Genomic DNA, 16,532 nt, shown 5'->3' on the forward strand with positions numbered 1-16,532 from the left:
ACAAAACGAACACAGCCAAATGTTTTGGCTAATAGGACTGCCTGTTCCTTGTTTGGCAACAAACGAAATTTAAAAGCTTTATTTTGCTTGGTCATATCAACTCACCTCACTTTTGACCTTGATTTTCAATATATTTTTTGATGGTATCTATTGGAGCACCGCCTGTTGTAAGTAAGCAAAAACTCCTTGACCAGAACATCTCTTTCCAAAGTTTTTTTCTGATATGCGGAAAGTCTCTCTTTATCAATCGAGAACTAGCACTCTTATAAGCATTGATGAACTTTGATAATTCAGAGTTGGGATGTGCTTTGAATAGGATGTGGATATGGTCTTTATCGTGATTCCATTCCACTAAAGAAATATTGTATTTGTTTCCAATCTCAGCGAACATTTCTTTTGCAAAATCAGATACCTCGCTGTCAAACACCTGTCTGCGATATTTCACAACCAGTACAAGATGATAGTGCATCAAAAACACTGAGTGATTATTGCTATCTAATTTCATTGATATATCAGCCCTCTTCTTCATCTAAGACTGATTATACAAAGACCTTTGGCTAAAGCCAACCGAAATTCATCTCCCACTCATTGGGCTATCGCCCCCCATATTCCTTGAGGATGGGAGACTTCTTTCGAAAATCCGTTAAAATAACTGCTTTTGGACGTGGTTTACCCATTTGTTCTGAAAATGCAGCTGCTTTTTCATAAATTTCACCGCTAGATTGAACTTCCGGTTTACCAATAAAACGATAGCCATCAGGAAGCTCCCTGTTAACAACAGCAACAACAACATTAGAACCATCTAAAATATTTTGGTATGTAGCCCCGCCAGTTCCTTCGTTAAAAATTAATGTTTCATCGTCAAAAATCCTTGTTGACATTTTTGGACCGATGTTTTGGTAACCATCTTTACTTACAGTACCAATGAAGCATTGGTAATTGCTAACCATTTCTTTCATCTCAGTAGTAAGAACTGCCATTTTTACAACCCCTTTTCTATTATTCTATTAACGTGATAACACTACCAGTTTATACAGAAGGTTTTTTTATAGTCAATGTACTTTATCACACCTAAAGTGCTTTCCTCGTTCGATAACCCTTTGTTCCCATTCATCAACTTCAGGAGTAAAGTAGGGAAGGCGAATTTTTCGGTATTGCTTTGAAGAATAGAGGACATCACGGTCTTTGATGCCAACTTCATCTTCAATGGCCTGGAGGACAGTTTCACATTCTTCTCTATCCTTCCCATGGACCATTGTGAAAATATTATAGGGCCAATCAGGATATGTTGGGCGTTTATAGCAATGACTAACCGCTTTAAAGGATGCCATCTTGGCTCCAATTTCCTCAACCATATCATTTGGAACAGCCCAAATGCCCATCCCATTTGCCTTGAATCCAGCTTTGCGGTGATGTAGCAAGGCAGCAAATCTTCTCATCTGGCCTAATTCAATAAATTTCTCTGCTGTTTTTAATAATTGTTCAACAGATACACTAGCATTTTGTGCCCATTCTTCAAAAGGATTTGCGATGATTGGTAGATCCTTTTGAAGCTCACGAATCATCAATCTTTCTTTCTCTGAAATCTCCTGGTTTACAGCTTTCATACTATCCTCATTGTAAACAGGCTTTTCCTTATCCTTTGAAACTGCCTTTTCCATATCAAAATAAACACCGATTTTGAACAGCTTTAGTGTCGGTAATAGGCGAATTGATTCTACTCCAGGTGCAAGCTCACCAAGTATTTGCACAGTTTCCTTCAGCCCTAGTTTACTATGTGGTGGAACTGCAATCGTAAACCATAAATTAAACTCATGGTTGCGAGCATAATTATGAGACACACATGGATGCTCATTGATGACTGCCGCAGCTTCATCAATAAATCCCGGCTTGATTTTTGCAGCAACAAGACTGGATTCATAGCCTAACGATTTTGTATCAAAAATAGCGGAGATTTGTCGGATTAATGATCCTTTCATGTTTTGGATCCGCGTTAATACATTTTCTTCATTCGTATTTAACTCTTTGGCAATCACTTTAAAAGGTTGCGCTACAAGCGGAAATTCCTTTTGAAGCTTATTCAATATTTGCTTATCTAGACTATCTAAAGTTTCAATATCCACTAGTGGACCTCCCTTAGTTACAAATTATTTCGAATACCTCAGTTATGCCCCCTGGCAACGGGTTATGGGTTTTAGCCTCGTGAATTTTGGAGTGCGCTCGGCTTCTCACCCAATTCTCATGATCTTCTCGACTTTCCCATTCTGTTAAAAGAATATATTCTAGCCCTGCGGTTGTTTTTGTTTTTAATAATTTAAAAGAAATAAAACCTGGGGCTTGGTCAACTAATTTAGAACGATTGCTAAATTTTTGTTCAAACCCTACCGCATTTTCCTCAGGCACTGCTATCCGAAATGTTGTAATAATCATGAAAGACTCCCTGCATTTTCGAAAAGATTATTTAAGCCAATTTCTTCATCTGTTAAATAACAGCGTGGATCTGATGCCCATAAATCCTCATATACAGCATCTGCCCTTGCCCTAGAGTTCCCTCCACAAACCGAGAGCCACTTACACTTGCTGCAACGGCCCATGATATTTTCTTCAGGATAACTTAAATCCTCAAATAGCTTCGAGTTTTTAAGGATATCCGCTAATTTTTGTTCTTTTACATTACCAAATGTATATGTTGCTAAAAACATGCTCGGATGAACATTTCCCTTATGGTCAATACTAACAAGTTTCGGTCCGCCATCACCTTGTTTGACAATGCGCCCAGCATCTTTTGCAAATAAAAGCTTATATGCTTCTTTAGCCCATTCCGGACTATCTTTTTCCAATTTCATGTACATATATGGAGCATCACAATAATTGCCAGCTGTTAAAATTTGGAAAGCAGGATGTGTGACCGCTATTTCTTTTGCTTTTTCGTAAATATGGTCAACTGCTTTTCGAGTTTCTTCAAGGCTAATGTCGTCATCTGTTAAATTTTTCCCTCTACCGGAATAAATTAAATGGAATATATTAAGGCGGTCGACATCTTCTTCTATTGCCAAATCGATGATTGCAGGTAAATCTTTAATTGTATGCTTTGTCATCGCATATCTTAATCCAACTGACATACCTTCCGCTTTTAAATTTCGGACACCGTTTAATGCAGTTTCATAGGCGTTTGAACCACCCCGAAAAAAGTTGTTTGTCTCGCCAATACCATCTAGGCTGATACCAATATACTTAAACCCTGCTTCAACAACCTGTTTTGCCTTTTCCTTCGTGAATAGCGTACCATTTGAACTCATGACAGGCCGAATGCCTTTTGAAAGCGCATATTTCCCTAGTTCAATATTGTCGCCACGTAAAAGCGGCTCCCCACCTGAAAAAACTAAGACAGGAACTCCCATTTCAGCCAAATGGTCAATTAATGCTTTTCCTTGTTCATGTGTCAGCTCACCTGGAAGCGGCTCTTTAACCGCTCCGTAATAGCAATGTTTACATGCTAAATTACAGTATGCAGTCGTATTCCATTCAACTAAAGGAATTAAATCCGGCTTTCCATCTGGATGTGGCTTGCGTGCTCGTTTATTTTCATCAGATTCATAACGAAGCTTTCTGGGACGATTATCGATTCCTGAGACTAATTTCGTAACATCAATCATAATAAATACATCCTATAGCTAAAGAAATTTCCAGACGGTTGGATGCCAACATCCTCTAGTTTAGTTCGTACATACACACCATCTGGATTACCTTCATATAAAGGTTTTATATCTAGTACAGAAATCGTCCCTTCTTCCATACTGTCAACAAAACATTTCATCCCATCATGTGTGATTTGCGGATGCATCGGTTTGTCCCCTACTTCAACTCGTTTGACTATTTTGTAGGTTTGTAAATCAATGATTGTAACATGTGTTGCTTTATAAGCATCAAGAATTGCATAGCGATTATCTTTTGTAGCATCAACAAATCCTTGCGGGGTGCCGATATCAACTTGGGCAATTAAAGCATCCTCCATTAGTCCTGTTGAAGTACGGTTCGCCAAAACCTTCTTTATATCAATAAAAGAAACGACATTTTCTTTGCGAGAAGGAACAACACATACAATTGCCTCATCAGAAATAACGAATTTCCCACCATGAGGATTATCGCCAGTTGGTACATGACCAATTACTTCATTGTTTAATGTATCTAAGAACGTTACATATTTTTCATCAGCATGGTTTACTTGAAGAATTTGTAGCTCTTTACAAAAAACTAAATCATGTGGATGGGCTCCAACTTGTATTTCTTGTTTAACATTAAATGGTGGTTGTCCATTAATTCGGATTACTTTGTTTGCATCTGTTAGGGCTACCCATAAATCATTTTTTGAATCAACAACAACGCCGCCACAACGACCAATTGGAATTGTTTTAATTAATTTTAACTCTGGCGTTTCTCCAAAGTTTGTATCGAATATTGAAATACCTGGAAAGCCTTCACCCGGAATTTGACCGTAGCTACCGACAAATAAATAACGGCCGTCACGACTCAAATTCACACCTACACTTCCTTTTGGCATATTTTTTTCAACGTAAACGGTTTCAAGGGTTTTCGTATCAATCACTTCAATTGTTGAATGAACAATGAAGGATAAATACGCCCATTTTCCATTGGGATGAAATGTTGCTTTATGAGGATATTCACCGTGTCCTATATGTTTTACGAGTTGCTCTGTTTCAACGTCAACAACCGCAAAACCTATATCACCGGCACATTTTACAAACATTAGCGGATTTTCAAATTTTTGTTTTGATAATACCTCAGCTTCCATCTATTTCCCTCCAATAACTTTACTAGCAAATGCTAGTACTGTATGCAATTCTATGAATCTGTTTATTCTTATCTTTCATTAAGGCAGAATAGCCTAAGACGATTATTGTGCTTTCACGGATATTACCACTTCTTCAAACCACTGGATTTTATTTCTGAGGTTGACAACCTCGCCTACCAACACAATGGCTGGATTTTTGATGCCATATTGATTGACCTTTGTTGCTATATTTTCGAGTGTTCCAATATATGTTTCTTGGTGTTCGGTCGTACCCCAGCGGATAATTGCTACAGGTGTTTTAGGATCCTTCCCGTACTTTATTAAGTTGTTCGTTATTAGTGAAATATTGCTCATTCCCATATAAAAGGCAATCGTATCAATACCAGTTGCAAGTGCCTTCCATTTTTTTGCGTCTTCTAGTTTTTCATCACTTAAGTGTCCTGTAACCATAGCAAAGGACGTACAGAAGTCTCTATGTGTAACTGGTATACCAGCATAGGCTGAAGCAGCAATACCAGCTGTAATGCCTGGAACGATTTCAAATGGGATATTTCGTAATACCAATGCTTCCGCTTCTTCCCCAGCACGTCCAAATACACAAGGGTCTCCTCCCTTTAAACGCGTAACATTCTTTCCCTCTAATGCTTTCTCAACTAAAAGTTCGTTAATAGCTTCTTGGCGAATGACATGATGATGTGGAAACTTGCCACAAAAAATAAATTCAGTCGTTTTCGGTGCATTATCTAATAGTGTTGAATTGACTAGTCGATCATAAATAATCACATCTGCTTGTTGAATACACTCTAAGCCGCGAACTGTAATTAGCTTTGGGTCTCCAGGTCCAGCACCAACAAGATAAACTTTACCTTTGTTCATAATTGCAGCCCCCTACGTTCTAATTGAACTTCTTCAATGCGTTCTTTGATGATTTCATACAATAATGAATGGGAACCTATATGATTAGCAGTTAAAAAAGTATGGCTTGGATACTTCATCGTTAATTCATTAATGTATTCTGCAATTTTTCTTATTAATAAACCTTGAAACAATATATACGGAAGGATAACAAATTTTGTTGCTCCCTCAGCAATGCACTCGTCAATAACATCTTGCAATTTCGGAAAAGTCATACTCAAAAATGAGGCTTTTACAATCCCCGCCTCACAATAACTTCTAAACTGTTTTGAAATAATGCGAAGATCGTTATTTGCCGATTCAAACCTTGAACCTTTGGCCACAAGAATAACGGCTGTATTTTGATCAATTATACATTTTGTTTCTTGTAATCTAGTTAACAATATTTCGTGCATCTTATCATGGAGTCCAATAGGTTTGCCATAACAGAATTCAATTTGCGGAAACTTGATTTTAGCTGTTTCTATTTCTTTTGGAATATCTTCCTTTGCATGTCCTGCATCTGATAGTAATAGTGGCATTGCAATAATTTTAGTACAACCCTTTTGGGCACAATTATCAATGCCTTCTTGTATCAATGGCTGTGCAAACTCTATATAGCACAGCTCAATATTTTTTGAGTTTAATTTACTCTTTAATGCAGCTATAAAATATTTGATTTCATTATTACATGCAGCTTTTTTACTTCCATGTGCAATGAACAAGATCGCTTCCATTACAATTGCCCTCATTTTTTATTCGAAAGGAGCGAGTTCGATTCGCCCCTTCCCTACAAAAACAACTTTACAAAATTATAGTGAATTATTTAAAGCACTTTCTTAAATTCCTGGCTCGTGGTCACGTAAACCGTAGCTATAAATACCAGTTGGTGTAACAGTGCCTTCAATTTTCTTCACTAATGTTCCATCAGGTGTATAAACCAGTACAGCATTACCTTCCCAAAGTGATACGTAAACGAATTTACCGTCTTGAGTATACTCTGGGTGTACAGAACGAGTGATTTTCGGATCGAGTCCTGCGTCTTTAGCGTTGTCGAGTTCTTTTACAACTTCTAGAGTTTCTTTGTCGATAATATACGTCTTATGCCAATTTGGTTCGAAAGCGATGTCTACCCATACATATGGTTGTGCTTCACCTTTTCCAGGTACACCGTTATATGCACGGATGAATAATGAACCACCATTTTCGCCTTTAGCACCTAATGGAACTTGCTTAACGACTTCGAAACCTTTAGCCGTTTGCTTCCAGAATGTTACTAAGTTCTCACCGATTGCTGGTGTAGAATATAAAATACCATGTGTCTTCGTATGAACTACTGCACCTGGACCTGGATGCGGCTTAACTCCAGCAGGCATTTGTGATATTAATTTTCCTTCCTTAACGTCAACAACTGCCATTAAACCATCGTCTGGCTTAGAAGGATCTAGTAAGCTTGGCTTCGTATTGTCACCTTGAGATGCGATCATGAAGTAACGACCTTCATCATCGAAGAAAGCATCATGCAGAATACGCCCAACATTACCAACATCATGAACGATAGGGAAACCGTTTTTAGCACCTTCTGGAGACATATCTAGAACCCATACATGTCCACCTTCTTTAAGTGCTACTACGAACATATCTTTGCCATCGATTACAGTGTCAAGAATAGCTGCTGCACGGCTTTGGCTTCCGTCAACACCAACCATTATCCCATCTGGGTTAATAGCATATGTTGGAATAATCTTTAATGGTTCTAAGTTTTTGTTAACGATTGCAACTGTACCTGGTAGATAGTTAGTTACTGCAATATACTCACCATCACGAGTTACCGCAATACCGCGAGAATCAAGACCTAGACGTACTTTACGAACTGTTTTGAATGAATACATATCAACTTTAAATAACCAGCCATCACGGCCAATTCCGTACATGTAGCGACCTTCTGGAGTTTCACCAGCACCAAACTGAATCGTATGTGTACGGTATGATCCATCAATATGTCCTAATAATTCATGGTTTTTGCCATCCATTACGGCATACTTACGAGTTTCACGTTCCATCGCAACCATTAGGTCACCGATTTCAATTTTGCTTGGATCCCAAGCAGTTGGTTTGTCAGGTAATGTACTTTCATCATTAATAACTTCTAAAGTTGCTTTTGCGTCTTCTAGATCCCAAGTTTGTGCTTCAAGAGCAACTGGAGTCTTTAAGTAAGCAATTAATTCTTGAATTGTAGCATCATCTGATTTGTCCTTTGATACTGTATCAAAGGCAGGCATAGGAGTACCAGCGCGACCATTCTTAACAACATCAAATACTTGCTCATCACTCATTCCTTCAAATAAACGTTCAGGTAAAAGGTTTGGACCAAGTGCGCCTAAACGTGTTTGCCCGTGACAGCCACCGCAGCTATCAACATACAGCTTTTCTATTGCTGAAGTCGATGCTACTGTTGCCCCTTTAGTTTCTGCAGTAGGTACTGGTGGATCAGGTGTATCACTTTTTTGAGTTGCAGATTGTTGCGAACATGCACCTAAAATTAAAAATACTGAACCAATTAAAATCATTAAAATCCATTTAGCCGACTTAAACACAAAATTTTCCCCCTCAATTTTAGTGTTCTTCTTAGGCGCCGAATCAAAGATGATAGATATGCAATATATTGCTTACGTACCCCTTATACCTCCTTTCAAAATCAGAAAAAAAACTATATCCACGGTAAATGTTGTAAAAACCTTTACCTTAAAATCCAATTTACCAGATAAGTCTGATAATAATCGTGAAAAGCATCACAATATTTCAATATTCAAAAAGTTGTCAATTCCATACTTACAATAATAATTACGTTAAATACAGTGCATTTGATAAATTAAGAGTAATCGGCTTTAAGAATTAAAGAAGGATTCAATCAATCACTTTTCAATGAAGTGCTTCAGATTTTTCAAACTCATGTTAAGTAAGACACCTGTTGAACGAGTCTATTTAGCTTCGGGTTCCACGGACCTACGGAAGTCGATTGATTGATTAGTAGCGATTGTTCAAATGAGTTTTCAATTAGATTCCTTCTCTTCCAATCTATTTGTGTTTTGTAATCGCAAGCGAGATAAGTTGAAAATTCTTCATTGGGACCATAATGGCTTTTGGTTGTACTATCGGAGACTTGAAAAAGGAGTTTTTCAGTGGCCTGATGAACAAACATCCAATCCTCAATGCATCAGTCCCCACCAATTCAACTGGTTACTTGATGGGCTATCACTCGAACAATAGCAAGCCTATCCAAATTAATTCTTGATTAGAAAGGATGATTTTAATGAATACAGAACAGCAGCTAACATCAAACCTCTCCATTAAAGAGAATGCTGTGTCTTTTCTACAACTCGCATCATCTGGGAAAGTTCGTAAAGCATACAAGCGTTATATAAGTCCTAACTTTCGCCACCATAACCCGTATTTCCGTGGTGATGCGGAATCCCTAATGCTTGCAATGGAAGAAAATGCAGCTAAAACCCCTGATAAGATACTTGATGTTACACGAGCTATTCAAGAGGGAGGGTAAAAGACCTTTAACAACATTAAAGCCGATCTCTCTATTGGAGGTCGGCTTTATATGTAAGTTACTGCCCTTGCATTAATTGTGATTTAAGCTGTTGAATCACTTGATCTGAAGCAGGCGCAGCTGGCTGATAATAGCCCTTTTGCAGTGCATAACTATATAGAGTTCTTTGACGAGATTCATCCTGATTTCTCATTTGGATTAATGTTTGTCGTAATTCGGAATTATTGGCTTCACTAATCATATGGGCATATCCTGTTAAGCTCGCATTTAGACCTGCTAAATAATCGCTCACCATTTCCTTATCCTGAAACATTTTGAGCCCTCCTATCCTAAAAATGTCATTAATTGTTGTTGTGATTGTTTTGCTGCTTGGGCGTCCCTTTGAAAAATTGCTTTTAATTCGGGCTCCGCACAATTTTGCGCATACGTTTCTAATTTTTTCGCAACCAAACCATGGCCACCAATAAGATGACGCAAATGCTCTACTTCTAGTTCTGTTAAATTGTTCATAGCACACCTCCTTAAAAAATTCGATTTTATTTTGCCCCATTTTTAAAAAAATATTTAATGTTTTCATTGCAAGTAAAAAATCATAAGTTACCGTAAAATTTCCAGTTCCTATTTAGGTTCGGACTCGATTTCTATTGTTTTCGCTGATTCAGTCCGAAGTAAGCTAATTTAATCTTACCTTGTTTTTTCTCCAATAAAAAAATGCTTATAAATGTTGATATATCAGCATTTATAAGCATTTTAACTTTTGTCATTTGACTTTAACCGTATCAGCAAGTAGCGAAGCGTAGGCCGCGGCTCCCTCTGGTTTCAGATGGACACCGTCCTTGGTAAACCAATCTCCTTTATTCGCACTAAAGGAAAACCAGTCAACCAACGTGACGTTGGCACGCTCTTCGGCAGCTTGTGCCAGCATTTCGTTCACAGTATCTTGCCATCTTCGCGGCACGCGAGTGTTGGCTAACACGATTTGTCGTTCCTCCCCTAAGCTATCCAGCAGACTGTTCAATGTTTTGGACGAGAACAGTCCATTTGTTCCAAGTTCAATGATAACCACCTTTCCCAGTTTCCGATCTGATTCAAGTTGTTTTGTATCTTCAAGCGCCTCGGACATTTGCCGACCCACTTTACCGTCAATAACGATGCCGGGCAGAAACTCTTTCAGTTTGGGCGACACATCGAGTAAAACCGAGTCGCCTATAGCCGTAATCCCTTCGTATGAATCAACTGCTAATTCTTTATCGACAGACGATGATTCCGAGACAGGCTCCGTCATTTTGTCTGATGCTTCCAGATTTATCGAGGCATTCACTTCGATCTCTTTTTGTTGCTTGACGATGGTCTCATTTAGTTTTTTTGCTTCTTCTTTCGTTTCGTAATCAACCTCTAGATTATCGTTAGCTTCTTGTGTACATGACATACAAATAAAGATAATCAAACCGACCGTGAGTAATATAGAAACTCTTTTGTAAAAGATGAACGATTGAGATTTCATACTGTGCCGAAACTGTCTCTTCCGAGGTTTCCACCTTCCACTTCGAATAGGCTCTTCCACGAATCTATAGGACAACGCTGCCAGTATGATACTTGCCGCCAGTTGGAAAAATTGAAGAGCAAGACTCGGATGCTCGTACGAAATGGCGGGAGATGTCAGGATAATCACCGGATAATGCCAAAGATAAATACCGTAAGAACGAACGCCAAGCCAACGCAGCGGTTTCCAGCCCAATGCTTGACCCAGTTGGCTTACTGGATGAGCAAGTACCGCCACCGTCACGGCCGTGGCGACGGACAAAAGCACAAATCCACCTAGGTAAAGAAAGCTGTCGTATTGATCCATTAGCCAGATCATGACCACAATCGTCGCCAGACCGGCTCCCCCAATGCAATCAAGGATCAGGCGCGCTTGTGGGGCAGCCTTTTCGGAGAGCTTACTACTCGGCCAAATCATGGCAAGGGCTGCGCCGATGAGCAAGGCGAATCCCCACGCAGCGAAGCCAGTTGGGAACAATCGAATAGTGTGATCCATGTCATGACGGCTGCAATCACGATGAGCAGCGCGGGCATCAGCCGCCGTACCCGTCTTAACCAGAAGTCTTTCCAATCAATCTGCCCGTTTCTTTTCCATTGAGCAAGCAGGATGTCCGTGATAAGGTATCCGGACAATACGAAAAACACGCCGACACCCAAAAACCCCCCTGGTGCCCAGCCAACATCGAGGTGATAGAAGATGACGGCAAAGACAGCGAGCGCCCTCAGTCCATCTAGTCCAGGCATATAGCGGCTTTTCCCCTTCAAAGGCTTAGGAATACCGTCCGCCTGCCTATCTATAGCAGCATTTGTTGCGAATGGTGGGAATCGTTTGTTTGTCATGCGGTTCGGCGCTGCAATCCGTATACTGCTGTACTGCTTCGTTCCTTTCATGCTATGCATCTGTATTCTACCCTTTCAATCACAATAATGATAAGTTTTAACTAAGCTGACAAGTGACCAATAGAATACATGTACAACAAATCCAATACTTGTGCATCGGACAGATGATGTACACAAGACTTCATTCGGTGCCGTTGGCTCGATCTTCATACGTAATGCCGGTAGTGAATGTTATGACGAGACACCCCTTTCGCTACTTCCTTTGCTTTGGATGTTTTTGAAATCCGAATTAATGAAACGTCCTGACTACTTTAGATACGATGATAGAGTTTACACTTGGCACCAGAATCGGGGTCAAATATTGTTGCACGTGTATGTTTCCGATCGCGTCTACTTTCGGTAAAGCGGTTTTATGCGGAAAGTTACTAGATTCGTTTTCAAAAGTTACACACTAAGTTTGACAGACACCTGTGACTCGATTTCGATTTTTATTTTATATATTCTTTGCTTACTAATGCATCGGCAATCACATTGGTTGGTATGACAAACTCACGCACGCCCATAAACCCTGGTGCGACCTCGTATTTATCAAAGCAGATGACAAGTTTGCCATCATTATTAATATAGAAGGATTGATTTTTATCAATATTGTCGATTTCTTCCCAATAAACCTTATCTGGATCTGTCTTCATCTGTTGTTTCATCTGTTCCTTAATATTTTCACTGATTAAGCTGATATAGCTATCATCTTTAAATAAGCTCGGCAAGGTAATTAAAAGCTGATTTTTCTTGTCTATCGTGTCATAAGTATATTTTGAGAAACCATTAACCGTGCTTACGACATATCTTCCAATGGCAAGAATCTGATCATTGTCGGTTTTGACATCATAACCGCTTTTTACACCTAAATGACCCCCGCCATTTTTCTTTAACTCCTCCATGTCCGCCGTGAAATCGTTGTACAGTTTTTTACTTTCTTCCAGGTATTTGTTGTTCAAGGTGGCTTCTAACGTTTTATTTTCCATGTTCGTAATAGCAGGAATTTTTATATCGGCTTTGGCAGTTTCCTCATCTACTTTAAATTCTGTAAAAGTGAGCACCTTGACGATCGAACCAACCAATGGCACTTCCGATAAGGTATTTGCAAAGGTGGGGCTAGTATTAACCCCTGTTATCAATATAATAGCCGCTGCCCCGACCCCAACGAGAGGCTTCATCATGATCACATGTCTTTTCTTTTTTTGCTTGAGGGCTTTCTTCACGACGAAATCCAATTCATTGGGAATAGGTATATCCTTATATTTTCTTTTCAATTGTTCCAGTTGTTTACTCATTTTACTTGACCTCCTCTAAAATATCATTGCTCATTTGAATTCGAAGTTTGCGAAGTGCTTGATACAATCGTGTTTTTATGGTACTGATGTTTTCATTCATCACTTCCGCAATTTCTTCAATTTTTAAATCCTCAAAATATCTAAGTACAACTACAGTCCGAAAGGCGTAGGGTAATTCCTCCAAAGCCTTCTCCAGATCAACGTCAGGGTAGACATCTTCACTAGTAGGACTGTAAAATTCCAACGTCTTATCATCGACAAGTTGAATCCTCTTTTGTTTTCTCAGGAAATCGAGAGATGTATTCACCACGATCCTATAAAACCAGCTTTTCATCGCCTCTTCGGATTTTAAGGTTGCTAATGATGACAAAGCCTTATGGATAGAATCCTGAACAATATCCAGTGCATTTTCGGCATTCTTTACATAACTAAAAGCCAATCGATACACATTCTCCTTGTTTTCTGTAATAAAACGAATTAGTTTTTTTTCTAACTTGTGATTCATTTAAAAATCCTCCCTTGGTACGCGCGTATCATTCCCTTGCCTTAATACATAATAAGACGTGTGAGCTTCCTAAAAAGTTTGTTTTTTGATTAGGGGTAATACCCAACGCCACTAACAGCACCCGAAAGGTAAAAAAGGGGGATCCCTCCAATGGAACGATAATTTTCTATGCATGAAAAATATGAATGTTAAAAACCCGATGTCCCTATCGTTAGGGGGTATAAATATTCAAAATCACCAAATAGTTGTTCAAACAGCTAGCCTTCTTCCGACTGGGGATCAAACGGATTGGACAAGTGAGTGAAAACATCTTAAATCGACAGTTTAAAGCTAGTAAACCAAACCAATTTTGGGTAACGGGGATCACTCATATTCCGACCCATGAAGGCTGGTTGAATTTGGCAAGTGTAATGGACTTGTATTCTCGTAAAATAGTAGGTTGGGCCATGGACGGAGTACAAAACAATGACAAAGGAATTGGTTATCTCTGCATTAAAGATGGCTTACAAGCGTCAAAAGCCGGGAAAAGGCGTCATTCATCACTCAGACCGTGGTGTTCAATATGCCTCCTCTGAGTATCAGAAACTATTAAAAAAGTATAATACGAGAGACTGCATGAGCCGAAATGAAAACTGTTACGACAATGCTTGTATCGAATCCTTTCACGGTATTCTTAAACGCGAACTCGTTTATCAAACGAAGTATAAAACGAGAGATGATGCGAAGAAATCGCTCTTTGAGTACATCGAGTTCTTCTACAATTCTAAGCGGATCCATTCAACATTGGGTTACCTTACACCAAACGAATTTGAACGGATGTACGGAAATTCTGCAGCTTAATTTTACTTTTTTATAAAGGCCAGCAAGCGAAAGCGCGGTAGAAAAATCGGTATCTATTTTCTTGACATAGTATCATATTTAATAATCGAATTAATTGTCCACACGATTAGCAACTCGCTTTACTCTACTAAAACATAAAAAAAGCCAATACTCTGATTGTAACAAAGCATTGACTTTCTTGGTTTAATCGACCGATATAGTACCGGTGGTCAGGGTCGAACCAACACTCCTTTTGGAAACACGATTTTGAGTCGCATATTACAGGCAATAGGATAACAAAGGTTGTAGGAACAAGGGGTAGATCCAATTTTTTAACTTTTGCTTTTGCTCCTGCTTTTCAAAACACAAAGAAGGTCAAAAGGAAATGAACTTATCAACTACTTTTGACCTGGTATTAAAACTGTATATCACTTATATCGGTGTAATCAATTTCATTAGGTACTTGTTTTGCTTCCATTAACTCTTTTATAACTGAAAGTTTAAGAGTTACTTCTGCTGAATAATAATATTCATTACTACCTTCTTCAATCACTTGAAAGGAAACATTATGAATCATATATTTTGTATGTAAATATTTCTTAAAAAAGTTAATTAGACAAAACAAATCCGCAATGACCAAAAGAAAAGGAAATTTGCATATATTCCAATGATTTGATTGAATGTCTCTTCGACTTTAAATGCAATTTCTTTAAATGTTACATCTTGGATTGTTGATTTTGTATCTAGTTTTTTTCAATTCTATCTAATCCAGCTGTTATATTTTCAGGTTCATTTTGTTACAATCATTGTACGGATTCTTTAATAATCGTTAAGTCTTGTTTCATTTCTTGTTGCCCTTTTTCAAGGTTTTCTGATTTTGAGAGGATAATTTCAATTTTATCGTCCAATGGGAATCACCTCAAATATTATCATAGTACAAACGTATTATCCAAAATAGTTATTTCTTTTTGGATGGCGTATCATTGGATTTAAACGTTCCCTCAGAGGAGCCTGACACTATTGTCCCAGAATGTTCATATATTTTCCCTTGCTTTTTGGATTCTAAATTGGTATCATTTGGAATGAATGCAGTAGGACATAAGAAATTATTGGGAGATGAGAAAATGGACATTTTTACAATGATTAAATTGGATAAAAATGAAGTAGAAAACTTAATGAATATTGAGATTTTGGAATCAACCGAAAAGATTTCCGATGACTATGAAGAAGTATGTATCGAGGGATTTTTAGATAAAGACTCAAACAGCCAAATTTCAGTTGAAGATGCTATGGAGCAATTATTTGAAACTTTAAAAACAAAAGGCATTATTAACGAATCCGTTGAAACGTATTCTTACGAATTACCTGTATGTGGTTTATTGAAAAATGCAAAGCGGAATGAAGAGGCTTTAAACAAGGATTACATCGTTTTATCCTATCACGCATAAATATTAAAAAATCGTTGCCCCATTGGCTTAAGTCTGCTGATGGGGCTTTTTTTGGGTTCACAAGTGCACAGGCACTTGTCGATTTTTATTTGGAAATTGTAACCTTAAATGTTACCGCTTCTTTCAAATTTTTGTCTTTTGAAGAACGTATTGTTTTTTCAACTACTGAATAGTAGGTCTCCCCTGCTTCATATCCCCCTGGCGGTGGACTCACCTTCAATATCCTGCTGGTTACTAGCTCAATGTGATTAAATTCCATTTCACCATACTTATTTACAACATAAATATCGGAATCATTAAAATTGCTATCCAAATCCGTATTAAATTCCACCGTCCATTCCTTTTTAAAACTAACATTGCCTTGGTCGCCGAAAGGCTTATATCCAGTCATATAGATTTTGGGCTAATTGCTACTAATATTCCGTTATCCAATTAAACGAATAAACCTAATTGACAAAACATTTATTTCTAAATTTATCCTGAATTATTCATAAAAACTTATTGACAAGCCACTGAATGCCTATTTACCAAGTAGTTTAGTTTATTTAGTCCTGCACTAAATAAATGCAAAAAAGAATCCATTTCTGTTAAAGTTTAAGTAACCACACAAAAACCTAATAGAAAGGATTCTTTATATGGTTACTTTAACGAAAAAAACGCTTGATTTCAATCGAAAAATTAAATTGTCAAATGATGGAGGCTCTCTTTCCTCAGATACGGGTGAACTTCTTTTCAGAGAGTTTGATGAAAAAATTGGATTTTCAAAGACTTTGGAAAA

General features: G+C 38.2%; 20 protein-coding genes and 2 pseudogenes. 5 read left to right on the plus strand and 17 right to left on the minus strand.

Annotation, left to right across the window (positions count from 1 at the left end):
• The 10 genes from GX497_04915 to GX497_04960 all read right to left on the minus strand — a co-directional run.
• Positions 1 to 95 (minus strand): helix-turn-helix domain-containing protein (locus GX497_04915; protein HHY72555.1); only part of this gene is annotated, 95 nt, incomplete at its 3' end.
• 11 nt (positions 96 to 106) lie between these two features.
• The gene (tnpA, locus tag GX497_04920; GenBank protein HHY72556.1) at positions 107 to 505 is read right to left on the minus strand and encodes an IS200/IS605 family transposase; all 399 of its coding nucleotides are present in this window, start codon (positions 503 to 505) and stop codon (positions 107 to 109) included.
• Positions 506 to 593: 88 nt separating this feature from the next.
• A complete protein-coding gene (locus tag GX497_04925) occupies positions 594 to 980 on the minus strand; it encodes a pyridoxamine 5'-phosphate oxidase family protein (GenBank protein ID HHY72557.1) in 387 nt (128 codons plus the stop codon).
• A gap of 72 nt (positions 981 to 1,052) precedes the next feature.
• On the minus strand, positions 1,053 to 2,123 hold the full coding sequence (locus GX497_04930) for an Lrp/AsnC family transcriptional regulator (GenBank protein ID HHY72558.1): 1,071 nt from the start codon (positions 2,121 to 2,123) through the stop codon (positions 1,053 to 1,055).
• A 13-nt stretch (positions 2,124 to 2,136) separates the two neighbouring features.
• Positions 2,137 to 2,430 (minus strand): antibiotic biosynthesis monooxygenase, encoded by a 294-nt coding sequence (locus GX497_04935; GenBank protein HHY72559.1) that lies wholly within the window; start codon positions 2,428 to 2,430, stop codon positions 2,137 to 2,139.
• Complete coding sequence (locus tag GX497_04940) at positions 2,427 to 3,656, minus strand: radical SAM protein (protein HHY72560.1); 1,230 nt, start codon at positions 3,654 to 3,656, stop codon at positions 2,427 to 2,429. Before GX497_04940 ends, GX497_04935 begins: the two co-directional genes overlap by 4 nt.
• Positions 3,653 to 4,813, minus strand: coding sequence for a hypothetical protein (locus tag GX497_04945; protein ID HHY72561.1), 1,161 nt, complete (start codon positions 4,811 to 4,813; stop codon positions 3,653 to 3,655). The genes GX497_04940 and GX497_04945 overlap by 4 nt, the downstream gene beginning before the upstream one ends.
• A 102-nt stretch (positions 4,814 to 4,915) precedes the next feature.
• Positions 4,916 to 5,689 (minus strand): uroporphyrinogen-III C-methyltransferase, encoded by a 774-nt coding sequence (gene cobA, locus GX497_04950; GenBank protein ID HHY72562.1) that lies wholly within the window; start codon positions 5,687 to 5,689, stop codon positions 4,916 to 4,918.
• On the minus strand, positions 5,686 to 6,444 hold the full coding sequence (locus tag GX497_04955; protein HHY72563.1) for a sirohydrochlorin chelatase: 759 nt from the start codon (positions 6,442 to 6,444) through the stop codon (positions 5,686 to 5,688). The genes cobA and GX497_04955 overlap by 4 nt, the downstream gene beginning before the upstream one ends.
• A gap of 102 nt (positions 6,445 to 6,546) precedes the next feature.
• Positions 6,547 to 8,304, minus strand: a complete 1,758-nt coding sequence (locus tag GX497_04960) for a hypothetical protein (protein HHY72564.1) — start codon at positions 8,302 to 8,304, stop codon at positions 6,547 to 6,549.
• A 448-nt stretch (positions 8,305 to 8,752) separates the two neighbouring features.
• Here GX497_04960 and tnpB point away from each other — a divergent pair, with 448 nt between their 5' ends.
• The gene (tnpB, locus tag GX497_04965) at positions 8,753 to 8,977 is read left to right on the plus strand and encodes an IS66 family insertion sequence element accessory protein TnpB (GenBank protein HHY72565.1); all 225 of its coding nucleotides are present in this window, start codon (positions 8,753 to 8,755) and stop codon (positions 8,975 to 8,977) included.
• A 43-nt stretch (positions 8,978 to 9,020) separates the two neighbouring features.
• Positions 9,021 to 9,257, plus strand: a pseudogene (locus tag GX497_04970) (nuclear transport factor 2 family protein).
• A gap of 67 nt (positions 9,258 to 9,324) precedes the next feature.
• Here the strand turns inward: GX497_04970 and GX497_04975 are convergent.
• From GX497_04975 to GX497_04995, 5 genes and pseudogenes are all read right to left on the minus strand, one after another.
• Positions 9,325 to 9,579 carry a spore coat protein gene (locus GX497_04975; protein HHY72566.1) on the minus strand — a complete coding sequence of 85 codons (255 nt, stop codon included), beginning with the start codon at positions 9,577 to 9,579 and terminating at the stop codon, positions 9,325 to 9,327.
• A gap of 11 nt (positions 9,580 to 9,590) precedes the next feature.
• On the minus strand, positions 9,591 to 9,776 hold the full coding sequence (locus GX497_04980; GenBank protein HHY72567.1) for a hypothetical protein: 186 nt from the start codon (positions 9,774 to 9,776) through the stop codon (positions 9,591 to 9,593).
• A gap of 250 nt (positions 9,777 to 10,026) precedes the next feature.
• Positions 10,027 to 11,585, minus strand: a pseudogene (locus GX497_04985) (acetyltransferase).
• Between the two features lie 551 nt (positions 11,586 to 12,136).
• Positions 12,137 to 12,982, minus strand: a complete 846-nt coding sequence (locus tag GX497_04990; protein HHY72568.1) for a DUF3298 and DUF4163 domain-containing protein — start codon at positions 12,980 to 12,982, stop codon at positions 12,137 to 12,139.
• Position 12,983: 1 nt separating this feature from the next.
• A complete protein-coding gene (locus tag GX497_04995; protein ID HHY72569.1) occupies positions 12,984 to 13,487 on the minus strand; it encodes a sigma-70 family RNA polymerase sigma factor in 504 nt (167 codons plus the stop codon).
• Positions 13,488 to 13,952: 465 nt separating this feature from the next.
• Between GX497_04995 and GX497_05000 the strand changes: the two genes are divergently transcribed.
• Entirely contained in the window at positions 13,953 to 14,327 is a 375-nt protein-coding gene (locus GX497_05000; protein HHY72570.1) for an IS3 family transposase, read from the plus strand.
• 394 nt (positions 14,328 to 14,721) lie between these two features.
• Here the strand turns inward: GX497_05000 and GX497_05005 are convergent, their stop codons facing one another.
• Positions 14,722 to 14,931, minus strand: coding sequence for a hypothetical protein (locus tag GX497_05005; GenBank protein HHY72571.1), 210 nt, complete (start codon positions 14,929 to 14,931; stop codon positions 14,722 to 14,724).
• Positions 14,932 to 15,430: 499 nt separating this feature from the next.
• Between GX497_05005 and GX497_05010 the strand changes: the two genes are divergently transcribed.
• Entirely contained in the window at positions 15,431 to 15,754 is a 324-nt protein-coding gene (locus GX497_05010) for a hypothetical protein (GenBank protein ID HHY72572.1), read from the plus strand.
• Positions 15,755 to 15,839: 85 nt separating this feature from the next.
• On the opposite strand, the gene GX497_05015 is transcribed toward GX497_05010, so the two are convergent.
• Positions 15,840 to 16,085 carry a hypothetical protein gene (locus GX497_05015; protein HHY72573.1) on the minus strand — a complete coding sequence of 82 codons (246 nt, stop codon included), beginning with the start codon at positions 16,083 to 16,085 and terminating at the stop codon, positions 15,840 to 15,842.
• Positions 16,086 to 16,389: 304 nt separating this feature from the next.
• On the opposite strand from GX497_05015, the gene GX497_05020 reads away from it, so the two are divergent.
• A partial coding sequence (locus GX497_05020) for an IS1380 family transposase (GenBank protein ID HHY72574.1) occupies positions 16,390 to 16,532 on the plus strand: 143 nt, incomplete at its 3' end.

Origin of the sequence: Bacillus sp. (in: firmicutes) (assembly GCA_012842745.1) — a bacterium.
In the GTDB taxonomy this organism is placed as follows: domain Bacteria; phylum Bacillota; class Bacilli; order Bacillales; family Bacillaceae_J; genus Schinkia.